The sequence below is a fragment of the Petrimonas mucosa genome, from assembly GCF_900095795.1.
Lineage (GTDB): Bacteria > Bacteroidota > Bacteroidia > Bacteroidales > Dysgonomonadaceae > Petrimonas > Petrimonas mucosa.
In genome coordinates this window covers 895,060-914,697 of record NZ_LT608328.1, presented here as the reverse complement: position 1 = coordinate 914,697, position 19,638 = coordinate 895,060, and the positions used below count along the sequence as shown (strand labels likewise).

The 19,638-nt window shown below is 49.3% G+C and carries 15 protein-coding genes, 1 tRNA gene and 1 pseudogene; 8 read left to right on the top strand and 9 right to left on the bottom strand.

Annotation, left to right across the window (positions count from 1 at the left end; translation table 11 throughout):
* The 4 genes from ING2E5A_RS03615 (at position 1) to ING2E5A_RS03600 (ending at position 8,225) form a co-directional block, all read left to right on the top strand.
* Positions 1-2,811, top strand: a complete 2,811-nt coding sequence (locus tag ING2E5A_RS03615) for a formylglycine-generating enzyme family protein (protein WP_071136230.1) — start codon at positions 1-3, stop codon at positions 2,809-2,811.
* 44 nt (positions 2,812-2,855) lie between these two features.
* Positions 2,856-4,901, top strand: coding sequence for a beta-L-arabinofuranosidase domain-containing protein (locus ING2E5A_RS03610; RefSeq protein WP_071136229.1), 2,046 nt, complete (start codon positions 2,856-2,858; stop codon positions 4,899-4,901).
* Between the two features lie 31 nt (positions 4,902-4,932).
* On the top strand, positions 4,933-6,798 hold the full coding sequence (locus ING2E5A_RS03605; RefSeq protein WP_071136228.1) for a glycoside hydrolase family 127 protein: 1,866 nt from the start codon (positions 4,933-4,935) through the stop codon (positions 6,796-6,798).
* 242 nt (positions 6,799-7,040) lie between these two features.
* Positions 7,041-8,225 carry an IS5 family transposase gene (locus tag ING2E5A_RS03600; protein WP_231960431.1) on the top strand — a complete coding sequence of 395 codons (1,185 nt, stop codon included), beginning with the start codon at positions 7,041-7,043 and terminating at the stop codon, positions 8,223-8,225.
* 135 nt (positions 8,226-8,360) lie between these two features.
* Here the strand turns inward: ING2E5A_RS03600 and ING2E5A_RS03595 are convergent.
* The 5 genes and pseudogenes from ING2E5A_RS03595 to ING2E5A_RS03580 form a co-directional block, all read right to left on the bottom strand.
* Positions 8,361-9,313: pseudogene (locus ING2E5A_RS03595) on the bottom strand (IS1595 family transposase).
* Between the two features lie 309 nt (positions 9,314-9,622).
* Positions 9,623-11,236, bottom strand: coding sequence for a LamG domain-containing protein (locus ING2E5A_RS03590; protein WP_083373170.1), 1,614 nt, complete (start codon positions 11,234-11,236; stop codon positions 9,623-9,625).
* Between the two features lie 21 nt (positions 11,237-11,257).
* Positions 11,258-11,398, bottom strand: a complete 141-nt coding sequence (locus tag ING2E5A_RS15230; RefSeq protein ID WP_154670019.1) for a hypothetical protein — start codon at positions 11,396-11,398, stop codon at positions 11,258-11,260.
* A gap of 456 nt (positions 11,399-11,854) precedes the next feature.
* Positions 11,855-11,928 (bottom strand) — tRNA-Arg (locus ING2E5A_RS03585).
* A 103-nt stretch (positions 11,929-12,031) separates the two neighbouring features.
* On the bottom strand, positions 12,032-12,499 hold the full coding sequence (locus ING2E5A_RS03580; RefSeq protein WP_071136226.1) for an IS30 family transposase: 468 nt from the start codon (positions 12,497-12,499) through the stop codon (positions 12,032-12,034).
* Positions 12,500-13,040: 541 nt separating this feature from the next.
* Between ING2E5A_RS03580 and rplM the strand changes: the two genes are divergently transcribed.
* The 4 genes from rplM (at position 13,041) to tsf (ending at position 15,805) form a co-directional block, all read left to right on the top strand.
* Complete coding sequence (gene rplM / locus ING2E5A_RS03575) at positions 13,041-13,496, top strand: 50S ribosomal protein L13 (protein ID WP_071136225.1); 456 nt, start codon at positions 13,041-13,043, stop codon at positions 13,494-13,496.
* A 4-nt stretch (positions 13,497-13,500) separates the two neighbouring features.
* Entirely contained in the window at positions 13,501-13,887 is a 387-nt protein-coding gene (gene rpsI, locus ING2E5A_RS03570; RefSeq protein ID WP_071136224.1) for a 30S ribosomal protein S9, read from the top strand.
* Positions 13,888-14,072: 185 nt separating this feature from the next.
* The gene (gene rpsB, locus ING2E5A_RS03565) at positions 14,073-14,933 is read left to right on the top strand and encodes a 30S ribosomal protein S2 (RefSeq protein WP_071136223.1); all 861 of its coding nucleotides are present in this window, start codon (positions 14,073-14,075) and stop codon (positions 14,931-14,933) included.
* Positions 14,934-14,983: 50 nt separating this feature from the next.
* A complete protein-coding gene (tsf, locus tag ING2E5A_RS03560; RefSeq protein WP_071136222.1) occupies positions 14,984-15,805 on the top strand; it encodes a translation elongation factor Ts in 822 nt (273 codons plus the stop codon).
* 94 nt (positions 15,806-15,899) lie between these two features.
* Here the strand turns inward: tsf and ING2E5A_RS03555 are convergent, their stop codons facing one another.
* The 4 genes from ING2E5A_RS03555 to ING2E5A_RS03540 form a co-directional block, all read right to left on the bottom strand.
* Complete coding sequence (locus ING2E5A_RS03555) at positions 15,900-17,024, bottom strand: family 20 glycosylhydrolase (protein WP_071136221.1); 1,125 nt, start codon at positions 17,022-17,024, stop codon at positions 15,900-15,902.
* Between the two features lie 81 nt (positions 17,025-17,105).
* Positions 17,106-17,747, bottom strand: a complete 642-nt coding sequence (locus tag ING2E5A_RS03550; protein ID WP_071136220.1) for a DUF5683 domain-containing protein — start codon at positions 17,745-17,747, stop codon at positions 17,106-17,108.
* 5 nt (positions 17,748-17,752) lie between these two features.
* Complete coding sequence (locus ING2E5A_RS03545) at positions 17,753-18,655, bottom strand: ParB/RepB/Spo0J family partition protein (RefSeq protein WP_071136219.1); 903 nt, start codon at positions 18,653-18,655, stop codon at positions 17,753-17,755.
* Between the two features lie 38 nt (positions 18,656-18,693).
* Positions 18,694-19,458 (bottom strand): ParA family protein, encoded by a 765-nt coding sequence (locus ING2E5A_RS03540; protein ID WP_071136218.1) that lies wholly within the window; start codon positions 19,456-19,458, stop codon positions 18,694-18,696.
* Positions 19,459-19,638: the final 180 nt, after the last annotated feature.

Below are 19,638 nucleotides of genomic sequence, written 5' to 3'. Positions count from 1 at the left end.
ATGAAAGGAAACAAGATATGGTTATTCTTCATACTGCTCTCGCTGGCCATGCCGGCGTCCATGAACGGGCAAAATCCTGGACCACTGGTCTTTGAAAAGAACAACCCGCTCCTCATCCGCTCTTTTGGCCCTGAGATCCGAATGGAGCGGAAATTGCCCCTGATATCCTACCAGTTGGATGAAACCATCCACTCCACCGAGAAACTGTCAGATAAAGTGGAGATATCCTGCAGCCAGGTTACTCCGGCTCCCGGAATCAAGATGGTCATTACCTTCAGGAATATCTCAGGCGACACGCTCTGCCTGCACAATGTGGTCCCGCTGGGCAGGGATGATCGCCATATCTACATTACGGGAAGGGGGCCACACTACCTGTCACGCTCATATCTCTTCAGGCCCGGCTATAGTCCGGTTAACGTTATTCTGCCCGACAACGCCTGGGAACTGGGCTTTTCCTGTGTGGAGACCGACGGCGACAACCACCTGGTGGCACTGACCCGCCGCGACAACAAAAGCCTGCAGAACGGAAGACTGAAACGGTTTGAAACCATCCTCCATCCGGGAGGCTCCATCCAATACGCCCTCTGGCTGGAGAGCTACCGGGGAGAGTGGCAAAACGGGCTCAGGCTGATGTTTCAGGAGCGATACCTCTATGATGTTGCTCCCGGCACCTTCGACAACAGCCTCTTTGAGCGGGAAGACCTGCAATGGATCCGAAACTGTTATGCCGCCAACCTGATGATGGCGTGGGACAGACGCTTTTATGACCAGGCCGACGGGTCGTATCACGTCGAGGATTACCTCAAAAAGATGAAACAGCTAATGGGCGGATACGACATTTTCGGGATCTGGCCCACCTGGCCCGCATTGGGCATGGACCAGCGCAACCAGTGGGACATGTTCCGCGATCTGCCGAGAGGCTTCGACCAGCTAAAGGCGATATCGGAAATATGCCATCAAAACGGCGCCTATTTCTTCCTCTGCTACAATCCATGGGACGAAAGCACCCGGTCCGACGAGGACCATCTAGATGGCATGAGCAACATCACCCGGGTTGCCGACATCGACGGCTTTGTGCTCGACACGAGGGGAGCATCGAGCAAGGAGTTGCAGGATGCTGTTGACGCCGCCAGGAAGGGGGTGGTGATGTACAGCGAGGGGATGGCGGTCCCCCGCGACATGCAGGGAATCGTTTCGGGAAGGGTGCACAATGCCCTCTATTACCCCCCGCTGCTCAACCTAAACAAATTTATCAAGCCGGAGTTTGCCATCTTCAGAGTGGCCGAGGAGGCCAGGGAACCCATACGAAGGGAGTTCAACATCTCCTTCTTCAACGGACACGGAACCGAGATCAACAGTTTTCCGCCGGGGAGATTCGGCTGGTCCGATGAACAACTGCGCTATTGGGGGCAACTGTTGCGGGTACAGCGGGAACACAGCAACAACTTCTTGCAGGCGGCATACACCCCCCTGATCCCCACACTCGCAGACAGCATCTACGTGAACCGGTGGCTCGGTCTGTCCAAAACCCTCTACACCGTATTCAACCTGCATCCCGAAGGTTTCTGCGGCAACCTATTCGAAGTTGAGCCTCCGGGTGACAATGAGCACTACCTGGATCTCCTCCGTCATGAGGAGTTGGAGGTAAACAGCATCAACGGAAAGCACTACCTGAAAGTATCGCTCCAGGGGTTCCATATCGCTGACCTGGGGACCAACAACGAAAGCTCGGTCACCGCCATCGCCCTCTTTCCGGCACGGCTGAAGGTAAGGCTCGAGGGTGACCTCCTGACCTTCTCGAGCAGCGAGGGCGACAGCATCCGGCTCTGGGCCGGCCTGCCAACCTACGGCAAGCGGGCTGCCACATTCGGCATCGGCGGGCACTCTATCAGACTACTACACCACTTTCCCGGATATGAGGGAAAATTTGTGATTCAGGCCATGCAGGGCGAGGAGGTTATCGATGAGCGGATCATCAACATCACCCCCGGCACAGCACGCCTCCTCTCTGAAGCCGAGACTACCGAGCCTGCCGCCACCGCGCCGGAAGGGATGGTGTTCATCCCCTCGGGCTATTTCCAATGCGACAATTACCGTACAGGCGACTCATTTATCCCCTATCCCCCCCATCCCACAGAGAATGGGGAGAGGATCTTCATGAAGAGCTTCTTCATGGACCGTTACCCGGTAACCAACCGGCAATACCGGGAGTTCATCAGGGCAACCGGTTATCAGCCAAAGGATACCACCAATTTTCTGAAGCATTGGGTAAACGGGAAGATTCCTCCCGGCGAGGAGGATTACCCTGTCATCTACGTCACGATCGAAGATGCCAAAGCCTATGCCAGATGGGCAGGGAAGCGGCTCCCCACCGAAGTTGAATGGCAGTATGCCGCACAAACCGAAGCAGGCAATGAGTGGCCCTGGATTCAGGAGACGCCGGTGGAACGGGAAGAGGAGTTCATCACCAATACCCTCTCGGTATGGCATATCAGGGGTATCGACTCCACCCGCTGCAATCTGGGCGACGGCTACCTCTACCCTGTCGGGAAATATGAAAAGGGAGTCAATCCGTATGGCCTCTACGACCTGGTCGGGTCGGTCTGGCAATTGACCAGCGATGTGTATGACAACACCACCTACCGCTACATCATGGTCAAGGGAGGAAGTTATTTCATGCCGAAATCGAGCTTCTGGTATGTACAGGGAGGCCCCCGCGAACTCAACTACCGACAGTATCTGTTGCGGCTCTCTCCGGGATTCGAGAGAAAAGCCACCGTTGGGTTCCGATGTGTGAAGGATGCATTATAAATCAAAATAGAATCATTTAGTAGGATCAGTAAAATTTTAGCATTATGAAGAAAAGTTGCTTAGGTACCATTTTATTAACAACCCTTATCTTTTTAACCACTATGTGCACCCCAAAGCAAACAGGGCAACCTCCCACAAGCCTATATCTTCAAAACAGATTACCACTGATTGCCAAACCTTTTATAGAACTTCCCCTGGGGGAGGTCAGACCCGAAGGATGGCTGAAAGAGCAGCTGCTGAAGATGAAAGATGGAATGACCGGCCATCTCGACTCCCTCTATCCCCAGGTGATGGGCCCGCGCAACGGCTGGCTCGGCGGTGACGGCGACGTCTGGGAAAGAGGACCTTACTGGATCGACGGATTGCTGCCCCTGGCATATATCCTCGACGACGACTCGTTAAAGGCGAAGGTTCAGCCCTGGGTGGAATGGGTGCTGCAGAGCCAAGACTCCGCAGGCTATTTCGGACCTTCCGAAGATCGTGAACCCGAGGAGGGGCTGCAGCGGAACAACGCTCGCGACTGGTGGCCCAAAATGGTGGTGTTGAAGTTCATGAAACAATATTATGAGGCCACCAACGATGAGCGGGTCATCCCATTCATGCTCAACTACTTCAGATATCAGCTAAAGGAACTGCCCGAAACCCCGCTCAACCATTGGACCCGCTGGGGACACTACCGGGGCGGCGACAACCTGATGGTGGTCTACTGGCTCTATAACCTGACCGGCGAGAAGTTTCTGCTCGAGCTGGGCGACCTGATAACCGAGCAGACGATGGACTGGACAACCGCCTTTGAGGAGAGGGAGATGCTCTCCTCGCTCTTCAGCGTCCACTGTGTCAATCTGGCACAGGGGATGAAGCAGCCGGTCATCCGTTATCAGACAACCGGCGACGAGAGACATATCAAAGCGATCCGGCAGGGATACAAAGACCTGATGAGGACCCACGGCTGGCCCATCGGGGTATATGGAGGCGATGAGCTGCTGCACACCGGCAACCCGACACAGGGTTCCGAGCTCTGCACCACGGTTGAACTGATGTTCTCCCTGGAGAAGATGATTGAGATTACCGGCAGCGTCGAGTGGGCCGACTGGCTGGAGCGGGTATCGTTCAACGCATTGCCCACCCAGATTTCAGACGATTTCGACGCGCGCCAATATTACCAGCAGCTCAACCAGGTGGAGGTATCGAGAACCCCCAGGAACTTCGTCACCTGCTACCACGGGACCGATCAGCTATTTGGCCTCTTGACCGGATATCCCTGCTGCACGTCGAACCTGCACCAAGGGTGGCCCAAATTCACGAGACATCTCTGGTATGCCTCCGACGACAACGGTCTAGCCGCATTATACTACTCGCCCTGCGTGGTAACTGCCAAAGTTGGCCAGGGCACCCTGGTGAAGATTGAGGAGAAAACCGACTACCCCTTCGATGAAACCATCCGGTTCAGGATAGATATTCCCGACAAGGCGACGGAATCTGTGGAATTCCCACTTTATTTACGTATTCCGGGCTGGTGTGAGGAGGCAGAACTCCGTGTAAACGGTGAACCCCTCGGTAATAAAGCGGGTGGCGAGATGGAGCGGATCTCCAGGGTCTGGAAATCTGGCGACGAGGTGGAACTGGTATTGCCGATGAAGGTGACCGTATCCCGCTGGTATGAAGGTTCGGCCGTCGTGGAAAGAGGCCCGCTGGTTTATGCCCTGAAAATGGAAGAGAAGTGGGTCAAGGTGCCCGACGACCACAAGTTTGGAACAAGGTACGGCAACTGGTACTACGAAGTACACAGCAGCTCTCCATGGAACTACTGCCTGAAGGAGGAGTCGATCAGGGAGGAGAATATCGCGAGCGAGTTCCAGGTTGTCAAAAAGGGGATGAACGGCTACCCCTGGAACAGCGTCAATGCCCCCATCGAGATCAAGACAAAAGGGAAACGGCTCCCAGAATGGCAGAAGTACAACGGTTCAGCCGGCCCACTGCCCTACAGTGTGCAGTATCAGGCCGAGACCCTTCCGGAAGAGGAGATCACGCTGATTCCCTATGGATGTACCACATTGCGGATCACCGAATTCCCGGTTACGAGAAAATAGTTTGCAAGATACAGCCTAAAACAGTTAGCTCATGAGAAAATCATCTATCACTTTTTACCTGCTGATTCCCCTCCTCGCATGGGGATGCCACTCCTCGGGGACGGAGCAGCAGCCTGCCACGAAAAAGATCCGTCAGGTCGATTTCTCACAGGTAACCATCAACGACGACTTCTGGTCTCCCCGGCTGGAAAGGCACGCCACCACCACTCTGCCCGTCTGCATCGACCAGATTGAGAACAAGACGGGCCGGATCCGCAACTTCATGAATGCGGCGAAGGATGAAGGCGAACACTCCGGCATCTTCTACGACGATTCCGACGTCTACAAAGCACTGGAGGGGATGGCTTACAGTCTGGTCAACAAACCGGACCCCGAACTGGAGAAGAAGTGCGACAAGTGGATCGACCTCTTTGTGGCAGCACAGGAGGAGGATGGCTACATCAACACTTTCTATTCGCTGACAGGACTGGAAAACCGCTGGACCGACATGGACAAGCATGAGATGTATTGCGCAGGACATCTACTGGAGGCGGCCATTGCCTACTACAAGGCAACCGGCAAGGATAAATTGCTGAAGGCGGCTACCCGGATGATAGAGCACATGATGAGCCAATTCGGTCCGGGCAAACGGCATTGGGTACCCGGACATGAAGAGATTGAACTGGCCCTGGTTAAGCTGCACGAAGTGACCGGCGAGAAGAAGTATCTCGATTTTGCCTACTGGCTCCTGGAGGAGCGGGGACATGGCTATGGGAACCGGGGCCCCAACGGTCCCTGGAACCGGCAGTATTACCAGGATGAACTCCCGGTCAGGGAGTTGAGCAAGATTACGGGACATGCCGTCAGGGCCATGTACCTCTTCTGCGGCATGGCCGACGTGGCCGCATTGACCGGCGAAAAGGACTATATTGAGGCACTGGACCGGTTATGGGACGATGTGGTTCTAAGGAAGATGTACATCACCGGCGGTATCGGCTCCTCAAGACAGAACGAAGGGTTCACCCGGCCCTACGACCTCCCCAACTACGAAGCCTATTGCGAGACCTGCGCCTCGGTGGGAATGGTATTGTGGAACTGCCGCATGCATCAGCTGACGGGCGACTCCAAATACACCGACGTGCTGGAGCGATCGCTCTACAACGGGGCACTGGCCGGAATCTCACTGGAAGGAGACCGCTTCTTCTATGTCAATCCGCTGGCGTCGAGGGGTGACCACCACCGGAAGGAGTGGTATGGAACCGCCTGCTGTCCGAGCCAGATCTCCCGCTTCCTGCCGTCGGTGGGCAACTACATCTACGGCGTGTCGGGCGATGCCCTGTGGGTAAACCTCTATATCGGAAGCAGCGCAAAGATCGACCTGGGGAAAGAGAGCCTCACCCTGAAACAGCAGACCCGCTACCCGTGGGACGGGAAGGTGGAGATTAGCATGGAAGAGCTGAAGAAGACGCTTCGGAAAGAGATGCGGCTTAGAATTCCCGGTTGGTGCAAGAGTTATTCGATTACGGTGAATGGCGAGAAGCTAGAGAATGTTCCGGTTGAACAGGGTTATGCCGTGATTGAGAGGAGCTGGAAGAGGGGTGATAAGGTATCACTCACGCTGGAGATGCCGGTGGAGGTGATCCAGGCAGACCCGCGGGTGACCGCGAATGCAGGGAAGAGGGCCATCCAACGGGGACCGCTGGTCTACTGTGTGGAGGAGGTAGACAACCCGTCATTCGATGGAATCAACCTGACCGCCGATACCCGGTATATCGGGCAGAAAGCGACCATGCTCACCGACGAGGTGGTGGTGATCGATGCTCTCCACGGTGAAGATACCATCCGCTTTGTCCCCTACTACCTCTGGGACAACCGGGCTCCCGGCCAGATGAAGGTCTGGGTCGACTACAGGGATTGACCTGAATCACCCAACCCATTCAAGGTGAATTCCAATGGCAGAAAACCTTTGGGGTTCACCTTGAATGTTTTCCCTGTTCCGGTATCGGAAAAATGACTATTTTTGATGAAAGGGACAATCTTTACTATAAATAGTCGCTCCTTAAAAGCGTATATTTATCAGATATTCAGTAAAATAACCTCATAAACAGTTGTGTTTTTTTGCAATATTTTGTATCTTTAGGTACTAAAACTCTGCAAATCATGTTAGGAAAATTACCGGAAAAAGGACAACGCGATTTGTTTCGCCCGATGCTGAAAGATTTCATCGATATGGGGCATGAACTCGTTCTTTTGGCAGACAAGATCGATTGGTCATATTTTGAGGAAGAATTTACACCTTTGTATTCACAACGAGGTGCGCCAAGCGTTCCAATCCGTTTGATGGTCGGCTGCCTGCTTTTGAAGCACCTGTACAATCTTGGCGATGAGCGTATTCCCGAGTATTGGGTTCGGGATGTTTATTTCCAGTACTTTTGTGGATGCGAGTTCTTCGAACATGAGTTTCCTTTTGATCCGAGCGATTTTGTCCATTTCCGTAACCGTGTGGGAGAAGAAGGGATAGGAAAAATATTCGCTTACAGCGTACAACTTCACGGTAAAAAACTGCCGGGACAAACCGGGTTTGTTCTTTCGGACACTACTGTTCAAGAAAACAACACCACCTTTCCTACCGATGCCAAGCTTTGCAAAAAGGTTATCGACAAGTGCAATGCCATTGCAGGGAGTGAAGGCATCATGCAACGTCAGCGGTACACCCGTGAAAGTAAACAACTGCTGCGAGACACTTACAACGGCAAGCATCCCAAACGTAAGAAACGGGCAGACAAAGCCAAACGTCGCTTGAAAACGATCGCCAATATCCAACTTCGGGAACTTGAACGTAAAATGACAGAGGAACAAAAGAAACGATACGAACAGACGCTTTCACTCTGCAAGCGTGCAGTGAATCAACAGAAAAACGACAAGGATAAAATCTACAGTCTGCATAAACCCTTTACCCGCTGTATTGCCAAGGGAAAGGCACACAAGCAGTATGAGTTCGGCAATAAAGTGGGGATGATCACCACGGGCAGAAAAGGGCGGAAAATCATCACGGCGGTAAAAGCATTTTTGGGAAACCCATACGACGGCGACACCATAGAACCGTTACTCGAACAGATGGAAGAGAATAAGTTGAAACTACCCAAAGAACTCATTTATGACCGTGGCGGGAAAGGACGAAAGCAGATAAAAGACGTAAGCATTATTACACCCGGCAAGCCCAAAGTCAAAGACACCCCTTGTCAAAAACGGCAGAAACGGAACAAATGCAGAGCCAGAGCGGCAATTGAACCTATTTTCGGACATCTTAAAAAGGATTTCCGTATGGAACAGAATTACTTGTAGGCTGAAAAAGGCATACAAATCAACGAATACCTGGCAGCTACGGCTTGGAACTTGAAGAAAATGATGGAAAAGTTGAAAGAAAAATTTTTATATTTTATTTTCCGATGGTTTTTCCACCAAGATAAAATATAATGATTATCCGCAATAGTTCCTATTGTAAATTCTTGATTTGAAATCAGGCGCACACGATACGGCGGCTATCAACAGCCTGTCAAACTGGTTCTCGCCGAAGTAACGCCTGTTGAACTTGTAACAGAACTGATTGAGGTAGTACTGTAAATACTCGGGTTTTACCTTGTAATACACGCCCAGGAGCTGTCGTTTGGCATTGCTGATCGCGGTGTGTACCCAAGGCAGCACGTTAGGCAATTCCTCGTGTGGAACAACGGATGCCGTGTGTGAATGGACATGTTCTTTCAATTTAGTGTAAGAAGTTGAATCATCGGTGGTCAGATCCGCCGTGCTTTCGACATGCTCTTTGACATTCTTTGTAATTGTATCGGCTTTCAAGTCGTTGATGACTTTCATCTTCAGGTATCTGGCCTTCTTGGGTTTTTTACCCGGTTTGGGTTTTCAACCGTTTTGCTTTCAGCCATCACCAGGACCTTGGTCTTTTTTTGGCTTCCACGGCCGCGTTTCAACGGTTTCTCCTTCTCTTCAACGGATATCTCGGTGGAAAAGAAGGCGTCGTCCAGCTCGATGGCGCCCTCGAGCGTGTACTTGTCGTCACGCTTGCCCATCACGTCACGCAGTTTATTGACCATTTCCCATATGGGCTGGTAACGCTTGTGCCCCAGCTGTCGCTGTATCTCGGCGGCGGAAAAGGAGCCCTTGGTAGCCGTGAGCAGGTGCATGGCCACGAACCAGTAACGGTATGGCAGGTTGGAATGCTGCATGACCGTGCCCGAACGCAGCGTCTGGCGCGCTTGGCAACGCTTGCATTCGTAAGCCTGCTTGTTTTCCAGCCAATAATGCTCCTTACAATTACAACGACGGCAGGTAACTCCCATTTGGTCTCTTTGTTGTTTGAATTTTTCCCGACAGGTTTCCTCATCGGGGTAATTTATAGCAAAATCCAGGATATTCATAGCTTGAAATATTACATGTGTTCAGAATGTAAATATAATGAATATCTGTGATTTGTGTAAGCATTTGCGAACTTATTTATAACTATTTTTCCGCTAAATTCTTTAGGAATAACTGCGGATATACATTTTATATTTTAATGATTCTTGTTGTCTAAGATTCGGGGGTAATTATAGCCTTGCTCTTGCGTTTCGTTCTGATTGTTTCAAAACGAAAAATAAAGCTTTTCTCTGAGTATTAAAACTTAAAAATGTATCGTTTCTATTGATATGTTACAAATGATCTTTATCCTGGATTTGGTTATGACTTTATCAGTTTGACCAATCCTTGTAGTAGAGTCCTTTCGCCTCGGAAGGAGACAATGCACGGTCATACATCCTCACCTCGTCGATTGCCCCTTTAAAGTAACGCTGTTTATCATAGAGTGATCCGAAATAAATTGGATGCTGGGGAGTGGTGTTCACGAGTTGCGTTGAACTGGTATAGAGTGGTGAGAGGTAGGTTCCGTTTACATAAAAGTAGAGGGTGTCAACTGTCTCTCCGGCTTCTCTGCCCTTGTAAACGATCGTATAGTGGTTCCACCGGTTGTTGATCACGAAGGAAGAGGGTTTGCTGATTTGTGTACCTCCTTTGTCAAAAACCAGATTCCCCGTTTTCAGGCTTATCTCAAATCGCCTGCCATAAAAGAAACTGCCATCATCTTCCCCATATGCAACGAGAGCCTGCACACTGGTCGAAAGCGCATCGGCCTTTGCCCACAGTGATATGGTACGTGCTGCGGATCCGGTGATGCCCGGCGTCACACAACGGATGTAATCACCCTTGCTTCCGTCCAGATGATAGGCACCGTCCACATCTCCTTTACGACCGGTTGTCAATGTAACATTCCCATACAGGGTGCCATGATTCGACCCTACAGCATCTTCGACATTACCGTCGAAGGGCCAGTAGGCGACAAGGTTGTTCTCCGTGGGTGTTTTTATATTGGAGAAAATGCTTCCGTCCCAGACCATCTTGAGCCGGTAATACTTACCTGCCAGGAGTGTTCTGGCGGAAACAGTATTAACAAAATAGGAACCTGTATAGCAGCTAAAGTCTATTTTTTTCGATGTATCGGAGGAATCAATTGCGTCACCCGGTACCACCCAGCGATAGAGCCTTCTAGTCGTGTAGGGAGCAATGGAGAGGCTGGAAGAGGAAAAGAGCAAATCACTACCCACATTGGGAGCAATAAATTGATTGTCTGCCAGATTAAACAAGGCCTGGCCGGAACTGTTTTTCAACCATTGGAAACCATGATTCTCACTTGAAACTTTGATCTGATTCACATTTAGAGGCGATGTGGTATTGTTATAAATCCAGACGGAAAAGATAGAGCCTATGTGACTGAAGGAGACCTGTGGACTGGAGGTCTCCGTGAGGTTCTCTGCTGCAAACCGCATCACACTGACAGCTTCGGTATCATTCAGTGCAGTTCCTGAAGAGGATCCAGCTGGAGCGGGCAAAACAACAATGCTGCTGTTTGCCTCCGAGAAGGGAGCACCATAGATGCCATAGAGATGAAAGGTACCAGTGATTGCCTCCGGGATGATTATTTCAAAGTCTGCATATTTCCCGTTTTCCGAGATATTGGCCACGGGTACATCCGGAACCGTTCGCACAACAGTGCCATCTTCGCTGACAAAGCAGAGGTTGATCTTGTCTCCCGTTTTCCATTGAACCGTGATGGTTCCCTCTTCGGTCTCCGTGAAAGTGAGACGGGTGGATAACGTACCACTTTTTGTCCCCTCACCCGGCATGGAAGCTTTCAATTTGAGGAGACGAGCCGGTGTCGCTTCCGGTTCCTTGTCAACAACCTCCTGATTGCTGCAGGCAGTTAACCACAGCATCAGCAATAGAGTCATAGTGAAACTGATTATTCTCATGGCCGATCTGTTTTGTATAAATTAAAAGTCTCCTCCATCTCCAAAATCATCAGTGTTTGAACCTGTACTCAGTAAGTTCTGTTCGAATATAATTTCCACCACCTCAAAATCGGGAGTGGCATAATATTCTTCGTTGGTCCGGGTTGTCTCTTTTTCATCCATCTTTATTTTACAGTTGAAGGTTACACATTCGCTTCAAAGGTAGGATTAACTTCATAAAAGAGACTGTTAAAATGTAAAGAATAATTCCCAAATCGTAAAAAACACATCATTTTTTAGACATTTTTTCATTAGGGGGCACTTTAAATTAAAAAACGATCTTTGAAATTATTGTATATCGCATAGTTAGGCATCCTTTTGGGGCGTGACGATTTGAATTGAAAACTTGTTTTTAGCTTCGCCCAAAAGCAAGAAACAATGAATCAAGGGAATTATATCTTCGCTCAACTTACAGATTGATTAATTTGCTGATGGTGATTATTACTTTTCCGCTTCAGGAAAGGATTACGAAAAGTAGGATGGATACTTCTGTCGTGCAAATGCCGTGTAAACAAGAAAAAATAAAAAACTATCTTTCTGTATCACAGTCCAATAGCTTTAATGATGTGTCTTAATAAGTGACCCCGACAGGATTCAAACCTGTAACCTTCTGATCCGTAGTCAGATGCTCTATTCAGTTAAGCTACGGGGCCGTTCTCTCTTTCTAATTTCGGCTGCAAAGTTAAATCAATTTTTAAAACTACACAAATGTTTTTTATCTTTTATCTTTGGGCAGAGTCAAGCAGCAAGTGCAATTTACATTAATTGTTTGTAAAACTCAACTTTGGGTGTGTTAAAGTCCAATTTTTTCCTCGGTCTTTCATTCAGCCTGTGCTGTATCCGCTTCAATCTGTCGGGTGGATAGTCCTTGAAGGACGCCCCCTTGGGGATGTATTGCCGGATGAGCTTGTTCGCGTTTTCGATCGATCCTTTTTGCCATGCCGAATAGGGGTCGGTGAAGTACACCGGGGCTTCCAGCATCTCCGTGATCCGTTCCGGGGTGGACCGGTTGCCGGGCAGGCGTTCCCTTCTCTCCATCGCCATCTCGTGGGCCAGTCGCCACGAGTAGCCCCCGCGCTTGTCCTTGTTGCGCTGCAACTCCCTGGACACCGCTGAAGGACTGACACCTATCAAGCTCGCGATCGTCCGCTGGGTGTCACCGTTTTCTAAACCTAAATAAATCGCGTACCTTTGTTCTGAAGTTAACTGTTTGTATTTTTTCATAAGCAACATAATAGTTAATTTTAGGGAGACTTCGGTCTCCTTTTTCTTTTATGTTGCTGTCCGACTCTCTTCGGGGGCTTGCGCGCCCCCGGCCGTTAGGCAAACCCCCGCGGTGTTTTTCACGATTGTTGTGAAGAATCATTTCAAAAAACAACACGTGGATGTTGCACTTCTAAGTTGAACTTAGGTTGCAGTAAATTCGATTTTTGCAAAAAACCTCTTCAACCGCTCTTTTATGGCAGGGAGTATCGGCATAAGCAACTGCGGCAACCGTGGGAAAGGGTTCTGGCCATATGAGCAATAAACAGGATGGCGAGATCGGAATTAAACCGAAAAATTTTTAACATGGCGAAGCTGATTTTCACCCGAAAACACTTTGTTAATTACCTGAATTATTGTAACTTTGCAGTCCGATTATTAAAATTTATTACTTAAAAGTTTGATTTATAGCTTTTTATTTGCCATTTAGTCCCTTAGCCAGACAAAACGGGAGCGAAAATCAAAACTTGATTTTATTAAACGATTTAAAAAACAAAAAGAGGTGAATACGTTAAGTTATAAAACCATTTCCGTTAACAAAGAAACGGCTCAGAAAGAATGGGTTGTGGTCGATGCGAGCGGCCAGTCGTTAGGACGAATCAGTTCTAAGGTGGCAAAATTGCTGAGAGGCAAGTACAAACCGAGCTTCACACCGCATGTAGATTGTGGAGACAATGTGATCATCGTGAATGCGGACAAAGTTGAACTCACAGGTAATAAATGGACAGACCGGATCTACCTGCGTTATTCAGGCTACCCCGGCGGTCAGAAGGAATCTACTCCTGCCGACCTGATGAAGAAAAGTCCCGACAAGCTTTTCCGTAAAGTGATTAAAGGAATGTTGCCAAAGAATAAACTTGGCGCTGCAATCCTGAACAACCTGTACGTGTATGCCGGAAGCGAACATCCGCATCAAGCTCAGAAACCGAAACAAATAGATATTAATACACTCAAATAATAAGATGGACGTAATAAATTCAATTGGAAGACGCAAAGCCGCTGTAGCTCGTGTATTCATGAGTGAAGGTTCGGGTAAGATCACGATCAACAAACGCGAACTTGAGAACTATTTCCCCTCATCCATTCTGCAGTTCATCGTTAAACAACCGTTGAACAAACTCAACGTGACTGAGAAATACGATATCAAGATCAACCTGAAAGGTGGTGGATACAAAGGGCAATCGGAAGCAGCCAGACTGGCTATTGCACGCGCACTGGTGAAGCTGAACCCCGAGGACAAGCCGGCATTGAGAGCCGAAGGCTTCATGACCCGCGATCCCCGTGTTGTTGAACGTAAAAAACCAGGGCGTCCCGGAGCAAGGAAGAGATTCCAGTTCTCGAAACGTTAATTTTGGGGTATATTCGCCGGATTATTTGGCCGGAAGATATATACGGACCGCTGCTTGATAGCCGGTTCACTTAATGACGTTTAGTATCTAAATCGTAAGGACGTTCCCGCGGATGATCGTCCCGGTAATTTACCTTACGGTTCGACTAAGAAAAAGAATGTAAACGAATAAAATCAAACAAACCAATGGCAAAATTAGAATTTGACCAACTACTCGAGGCCGGAGCGCACTTCGGTCACCTGAAAAGGAAATGGAATCCGGCAATGTCGCCCTACATCTTCATGGAGCGCAACGGTATCCACATCATTGACCTCTACAAAACAATTGCAAAAACCGAAGAAGCTGCTGCGGCTTTAAAACAGATTGCCAAATCCGGCAAAAAAATTCTCTTCGTTGCTACCAAGAAACAGGCTAAACCGGTTGTCGAGGAGAAAGCTCAGAGTGTCAACATGCCATACGTCATCGAACGTTGGCCCGGCGGTATGCTTACCAACTTCCCTACCATTCGCAAGGCGGTGAAGAAGATGAGCAATATCGACAAGATGATCAAGGACGGAACATTCGACACTTTGTCAAAACGCGAAAAACTTCAGATCACCCGTCAACGCGCCAAGCTCGAAAAGATGCTCGGATCGATCCAGGACCTCACCCGCCTGCCTTCCGCCTTGTTCGTTGTTGACGTAATGAAGGAGCAGATTGCGGTAAAAGAGGCCAACAAACTGGGTATCCCCGTTTTCGGCATTGTGGACACCAACTCCGATCCGAACGATATCGATTTTGTAATCCCCGCCAACGATGATGCAGCAAAAGCTGTAGATCTGATTCTCGGATACATCTGCGAAGCTATCAAGGAAGGTCTGGACGAACGCAAGATCGAAAAAGCGGATGCCAGTGCAGCTGAAGAACAGGATGAGGAAGGTGCAGCTCCTCGCAGGGAAAGAAAATCTAAGGTTGCCAAGAAAGAGCGCGTCAAGAAAGAGGATAAGGATGCCATCAATGCATCTGTCGTGAGCAAGTATGCTAAAGACGCAGACGTTGAAGAGTAATAGGGGCAACAGATATCCAGAAACAAAAACAACTTAAAAAACATAGAAATATGGCAGTTACAATGGCAGAAATCCAGCATTTACGCAAAATGACAGGTGCGGGAATGATGGATTGCAAAAATGCACTTAACGAGGCAAATGGCGACTTTGACAAAGCCGTAGAGATCATTCGCAAAAAAGGACAGGCAGTAGCTTCCAAACGTGAAGATCGCGAGGCAAGCGAAGGATGCGTGCTTGCAAAGGCTGAAGGAAACTATGCTGCAGTAGTAGCGTTGAAATGCGAAACCGACTTCGTTGCCAAAAACGAAGAGTTCATCGCACTGACTCAACAGATACTGGATGCCGCTATCGAATATAAACCCGAAACCTTGGAAGAGCTGTTGAACGTGCAGCTTGACAAAGGAACAGTAGCCCAACTGATCACAGACAAGATCGGTGCTACCGGCGAAAAGATGGAGCTGGGTTATTTCGAACACATTACTGCTCCGTCGGTGGTTGCTTACATCCATATGGGTAACAAACTGGCTACCATTGTTGGTTTCAACAAGGAGAACGTGGCTGAAAACGTTGCAAAGGATGTGGCCATGCAGGTTGCGGCAATGAACCCCATTTCGGTTACCCCCGACGCCATTCCCGCAGAAGTAAAAGAGAAGGAGTTGGAGATTGCACGTGAAAAAGCACGTGAAGCCGGTAAACCGGAAAACCTGTTGGATAGAATTGCCGAGGGTGCTCTTCAGAAATTCTACAAAGAGTCTACCCTGCTGCAACAGGAGTTTGTCAAGGACAACAAACTGACCATCGAGCAGTATCTCAAACAAAGCGACAAGGAACTGACTGTAACCCTATTTAAACGGGTATCGTTGAACGTATAACGAAAGGGGTTAGATCGTTATCATAATTTTAAGAGAGGTTGTCCGTTAAAGGCAACCTCTCTTTTTTTGCTGCTTGAAAAGCTGAGACTCCCGGTCAGCGGTTATTGATGGTCTTGTAGGCCACCAGAAGAGATTTGAGTGTACGCGCGTCGCTCTTCTTGTCGCTTTGGTCACCATCATATGTAGCCGGGTCGTAATAGCTCTTCAGGAAGTGATCCACCCCTGTCCACACGGTTGCGATAACTCCCCTGAAACGCTCGCCCAACACCGGATTCGATTGCTGCCTCAGGTTGATCATCATATCGAGCTGTTGTGCCGCCACCTCCGCTACATTCCAGGGACAGGCTGCCACATCGAATCCTTTCGTTGCAAAGTTGACGGGAGTAGGTTCAGCCCTGTCGTAATGCCAATCGCAGATAAAGACGCTCTTGGGAATCATGTCGATCGCCCGGTAGGTGTTGTTATAGCTTCCTTCCCAAAGGCCCACTCCTGTGGTCTTGCCATCGATAAGTCGGTCGCCCCAGATCATCAGACGCCTCTTTTTCGATGCAAGGTGGTTGGATATCCTGGTCACCTCTCCGGCAAAGAGTTCAGCCTTGTCTCTTCCACTGCATCGCGGACAGTTGTCATCACCGATATAGAAGACCTCATCCATCCCTGCATGAAACCAGTCGGCGTCACAAGCCTCCATCAGTTCATCTATCAACGCAAAGACAACCTTGTGGACATCGGGATGCAGGGGACAATAGCTCTTGCAATAGAGACCCTTGTCGTTGGGCCACCCGGTATAATCGGTCTCGGTGTTGACATGCGGCGTTTCGTCGAACTCCGGATATACCCGCAACAGGTTGTGGGTAGTCTTGGCCCAGGATTGATGTCCCAGCAGGTTGATCTGAGGTACCAACCTGATCCCGTTCCGCCTGCAGGCATCTACGATCTTTCCGAGATCGTCGCGGCTAAGCGGGTTGTGATCTCTCAGCTCGGGATGACTCTCATAGGCATAATTCCAGTCGATCCTCAAAACAAGCAGGTTGATATGAGCGGGAGCAAGCTCCTCATCGATAAACTTGACAAAAAGGTTTACCCCTTCACGGGAGGGAGCTGCAATTGCCAAACCCCTTACAGGGAGGAGTTGATCGATCGCTTTCGTGCCGGATGTTTGCGCGCCGGCCGGCAAAACCAAAGTAAAGAGCAGGAGCGCGAATAGAAACTGTTTCATGCTATTTTGAATTAATCGTCAATTTCATTTGTCAACACCGGGCAATGGCTCAGGAAAGAGATGGCAGGCTCCGTGAAGAGGTCAAAAACTTATGCTGCACTTAAAGCCGAAGGAGTCTGCCAGGTAATTGGTCTCCACTCTATTCATGAGCACCGGTTCCACACGCATGGAGAGGTCGGGACTTACATCAAACTCGAAGAGTTGAGCATCCACATAGGCATCCACAATACCAAGGCCATAGAGCGCCACAGTGATGATTATGCTGAGATCCCGATAATACCTGAAGTAGTTTTTCCTGTCCTTCACCACATCTGAAAACCAGTTCCTGTCCGCCGTTTCAGGATCCATACCGTATGGCAGCATCTTTTTCCAGATATCATCGTTATCGGGGTTGTCATCCAGCAATGCCCTTTGGGCATCAAAATAGTCCTGATAATGGCTGTTGTTCCAGGTAATTGCATAGGAGAGGCCTACAAATCCGCCGTACAGTATCGGTAATTTCCAATACTTACGGTTGTAGATCTGTCCCAATCCGGGAAATATTGCAGAATAGATGACCGCTTTCTTCGGATCGGGCTTGAATCCGGTCTCCACGACAAGGGTGTCGGGAAGTGCGATGACCTTTACGGAATCGGGGGGCTGAGGAACCGTGTTCTGCTGCGCCTCAACATGAAAGACGACACTGATGAACAGTAAGCAAACAATGGTACGGTATTTCAGCATAAACGTCACTTCTTCATTGTGTCGAGCATCGCGATGATCCGTTCCAGCTCTTCAGCAGACGAAAAGGGGATCGTAATTTTTCCTTTTCCGTTTTTGTTGCAGTTGAATTGAACATCGGTCTTGAAATAGTTGGAAAGGTGTTGCCGCAACGCATCAAAGTCGTCTGACCTGGATCCGGCCGAACGTTTGCCGCTGCTTTTCCCGGCACCTTTCTCCGGTTTACCGCTTACCGGCTTCCCTTCAGTATACTCACGGACAATGGTCTCCACGCTGCGGACCGACAATCCCTCCTCCAGAATGCGGTTGTATAGGGCAAGTTGTGCTACGGGGTCGTTGATGGTGACCAGTGCACGGGCATGCCCCATGTCGATCTTCTTGTCCTTCACGCCCATCTGCACCTCGGCAGGAAGTTTCAACAGCCTCAAGTAGTTGGTGATGGTGGCCCTCTTCTTCCCTACCCGTTCACTCAACTGCTCCTGGGTAAGTGAAAGCGAATCGATGAGGTTTTGATAGGCCAGGGCGATTTCAATGGAGTTCAGGTCTTCACGTTGAATGTTCTCAACGAGAGCCATCTCCATCAGTTCATTGTCGTCAGCTGCCTTGATATATGCCGGAATTGAGGTCAGCCCGGCCATTATAGATGCCCTGTAGCGTCGTTCACCTGCAATGATCTGGTACGTATCCTCACCCTCCCGGCGCAATGTTACCGGCTGGATAAGCCCGATCTTCCGGATAGATATAGCCAGTTCCTCGAGCGACTCTTCGTCAAAAACGCGCCGGGGCTGGTCGGGATTAGGGAATATCTTCGACAGTTCTACCTCGCTGATCGACGTAGACCCTTGCGACTCAACCTCGTTTATGGTAATCAGCGCATCTAAACCTCTTCCTAATACGTTTTTTTTAGCCATATGCCTTGATTTCACGCTATCGTGAGTGTTATCAAAAGTTAACTGTTTTTATCGATCAGCTCCTGTGCCAATTGCATGTGATTGATTGCACCTCGCGATCCGGCATCATACATCAGTGCCGGCTTTGCATGACTCTGCGATTCACTGAGAGTGATGTTACGCTGGATAACCGTATCGAACACCAGCTCCTTGAAGTGACCCTTCACCTCTTCGTATATCTGGTTGTGCAAACGGAGACGGGTATCATACATGGTAAGCACAAAACCCTCGATCTCGAGGCCCGTATTCAGTTTCGATTTGATTATCTTGATGGTGTTCAACAGCTTGCTTAATCCTTCCAGAGCAAAATATTCGCATTGTACCGGGATAATGACAGAATTCGAAGCGGTAAGCGCGTTCACCGTAATGATACCTAACGACGGTGAGCAATCGATAAGGATATAATCGTACGTTGCCCGTAGCGGGTTCAGCAGATCGTGCAACCTTCTTTCCCGATTGTCCATTTGAACCATCTCCAGCTCAGCTCCAACCAGGTTGATGTGAGACGGAATGATATCGATGTTCTCGAAAGGAGTTCTCATCACTGCTTCGGCAGGTTTGCATTTACCGATAAGTCCCTCGTAGATTGTATGTTTCAACGCCCGGATATCGATACCCAATCCCGACGAAGCATTCGCTTGCGGATCGGCATCAACTACAAGTACGCTCTTCTCCAAGGCAGCCAACGAAGCTGCCAGGTTAATGGTGGTAGTGGTTTTCCCAACACCACCTTTCTGATTTGCCATTGCAATAATTTTGCCCATGTAATAATCTCCAAGTTACTGCCTCATTGAACCAAAAACCATTTCTTCGAGCCCCTCGTCTCCACCCTTGAAAACAGGCTACACTTCAAGACAACAAAGAATGCTTCGGACCTAACAGGCCACGTTTATTTATATAACATCCGACATTTACGGGATACTTTTCAGCCTCCCGATTGAGGG

Bases quoted from the DNA above. Each gene is read 5' to 3' on its own strand.
- ING2E5A_RS15230 (WP_154670019.1), bottom strand. From the start codon at position 11,398: ATGGATGAAAAAGAGACAACCCGGACCAACGAAGAATATTATGCCACT.
- ING2E5A_RS03605 (WP_071136228.1), top strand. From the start codon at position 4,933: ATGAGAAAATCATCTATCACTTTTTACCTGCTGATTCCCCTCCTCGCA.
- ING2E5A_RS03580 (WP_071136226.1), bottom strand. From the start codon at position 12,499: ATGAAAAAATACAAACAGTTAACTTCAGAACAAAGGTACGCGATTTAT.
- ING2E5A_RS03615 (WP_071136230.1), top strand. From the start codon at position 1: ATGAAAGGAAACAAGATATGGTTATTCTTCATACTGCTCTCGCTGGCC.
- rpsI (WP_071136224.1), top strand. From the start codon at position 13,501: ATGGACGTAATAAATTCAATTGGAAGACGCAAAGCCGCTGTAGCTCGT.
- rpsB (WP_071136223.1), top strand. From the start codon at position 14,073: ATGGCAAAATTAGAATTTGACCAACTACTCGAGGCCGGAGCGCACTTC.
- ING2E5A_RS03600 (WP_231960431.1), top strand. From the start codon at position 7,041: ATGTTAGGAAAATTACCGGAAAAAGGACAACGCGATTTGTTTCGCCCG.
- tsf (WP_071136222.1), top strand. From the start codon at position 14,984: ATGGCAGTTACAATGGCAGAAATCCAGCATTTACGCAAAATGACAGGT.
- ING2E5A_RS03590 (WP_083373170.1), bottom strand. From the start codon at position 11,236: ATGAGAATAATCAGTTTCACTATGACTCTATTGCTGATGCTGTGGTTA.
- ING2E5A_RS03550 (WP_071136220.1), bottom strand. From the start codon at position 17,747: ATGCTGAAATACCGTACCATTGTTTGCTTACTGTTCATCAGTGTCGTC.
- ING2E5A_RS03540 (WP_071136218.1), bottom strand. From the start codon at position 19,458: ATGGGCAAAATTATTGCAATGGCAAATCAGAAAGGTGGTGTTGGGAAA.
- ING2E5A_RS03610 (WP_071136229.1), top strand. From the start codon at position 2,856: ATGAAGAAAAGTTGCTTAGGTACCATTTTATTAACAACCCTTATCTTT.
- ING2E5A_RS03555 (WP_071136221.1), bottom strand. From the start codon at position 17,024: ATGAAACAGTTTCTATTCGCGCTCCTGCTCTTTACTTTGGTTTTGCCG.
- ING2E5A_RS03545 (WP_071136219.1), bottom strand. From the start codon at position 18,655: ATGGCTAAAAAAAACGTATTAGGAAGAGGTTTAGATGCGCTGATTACC.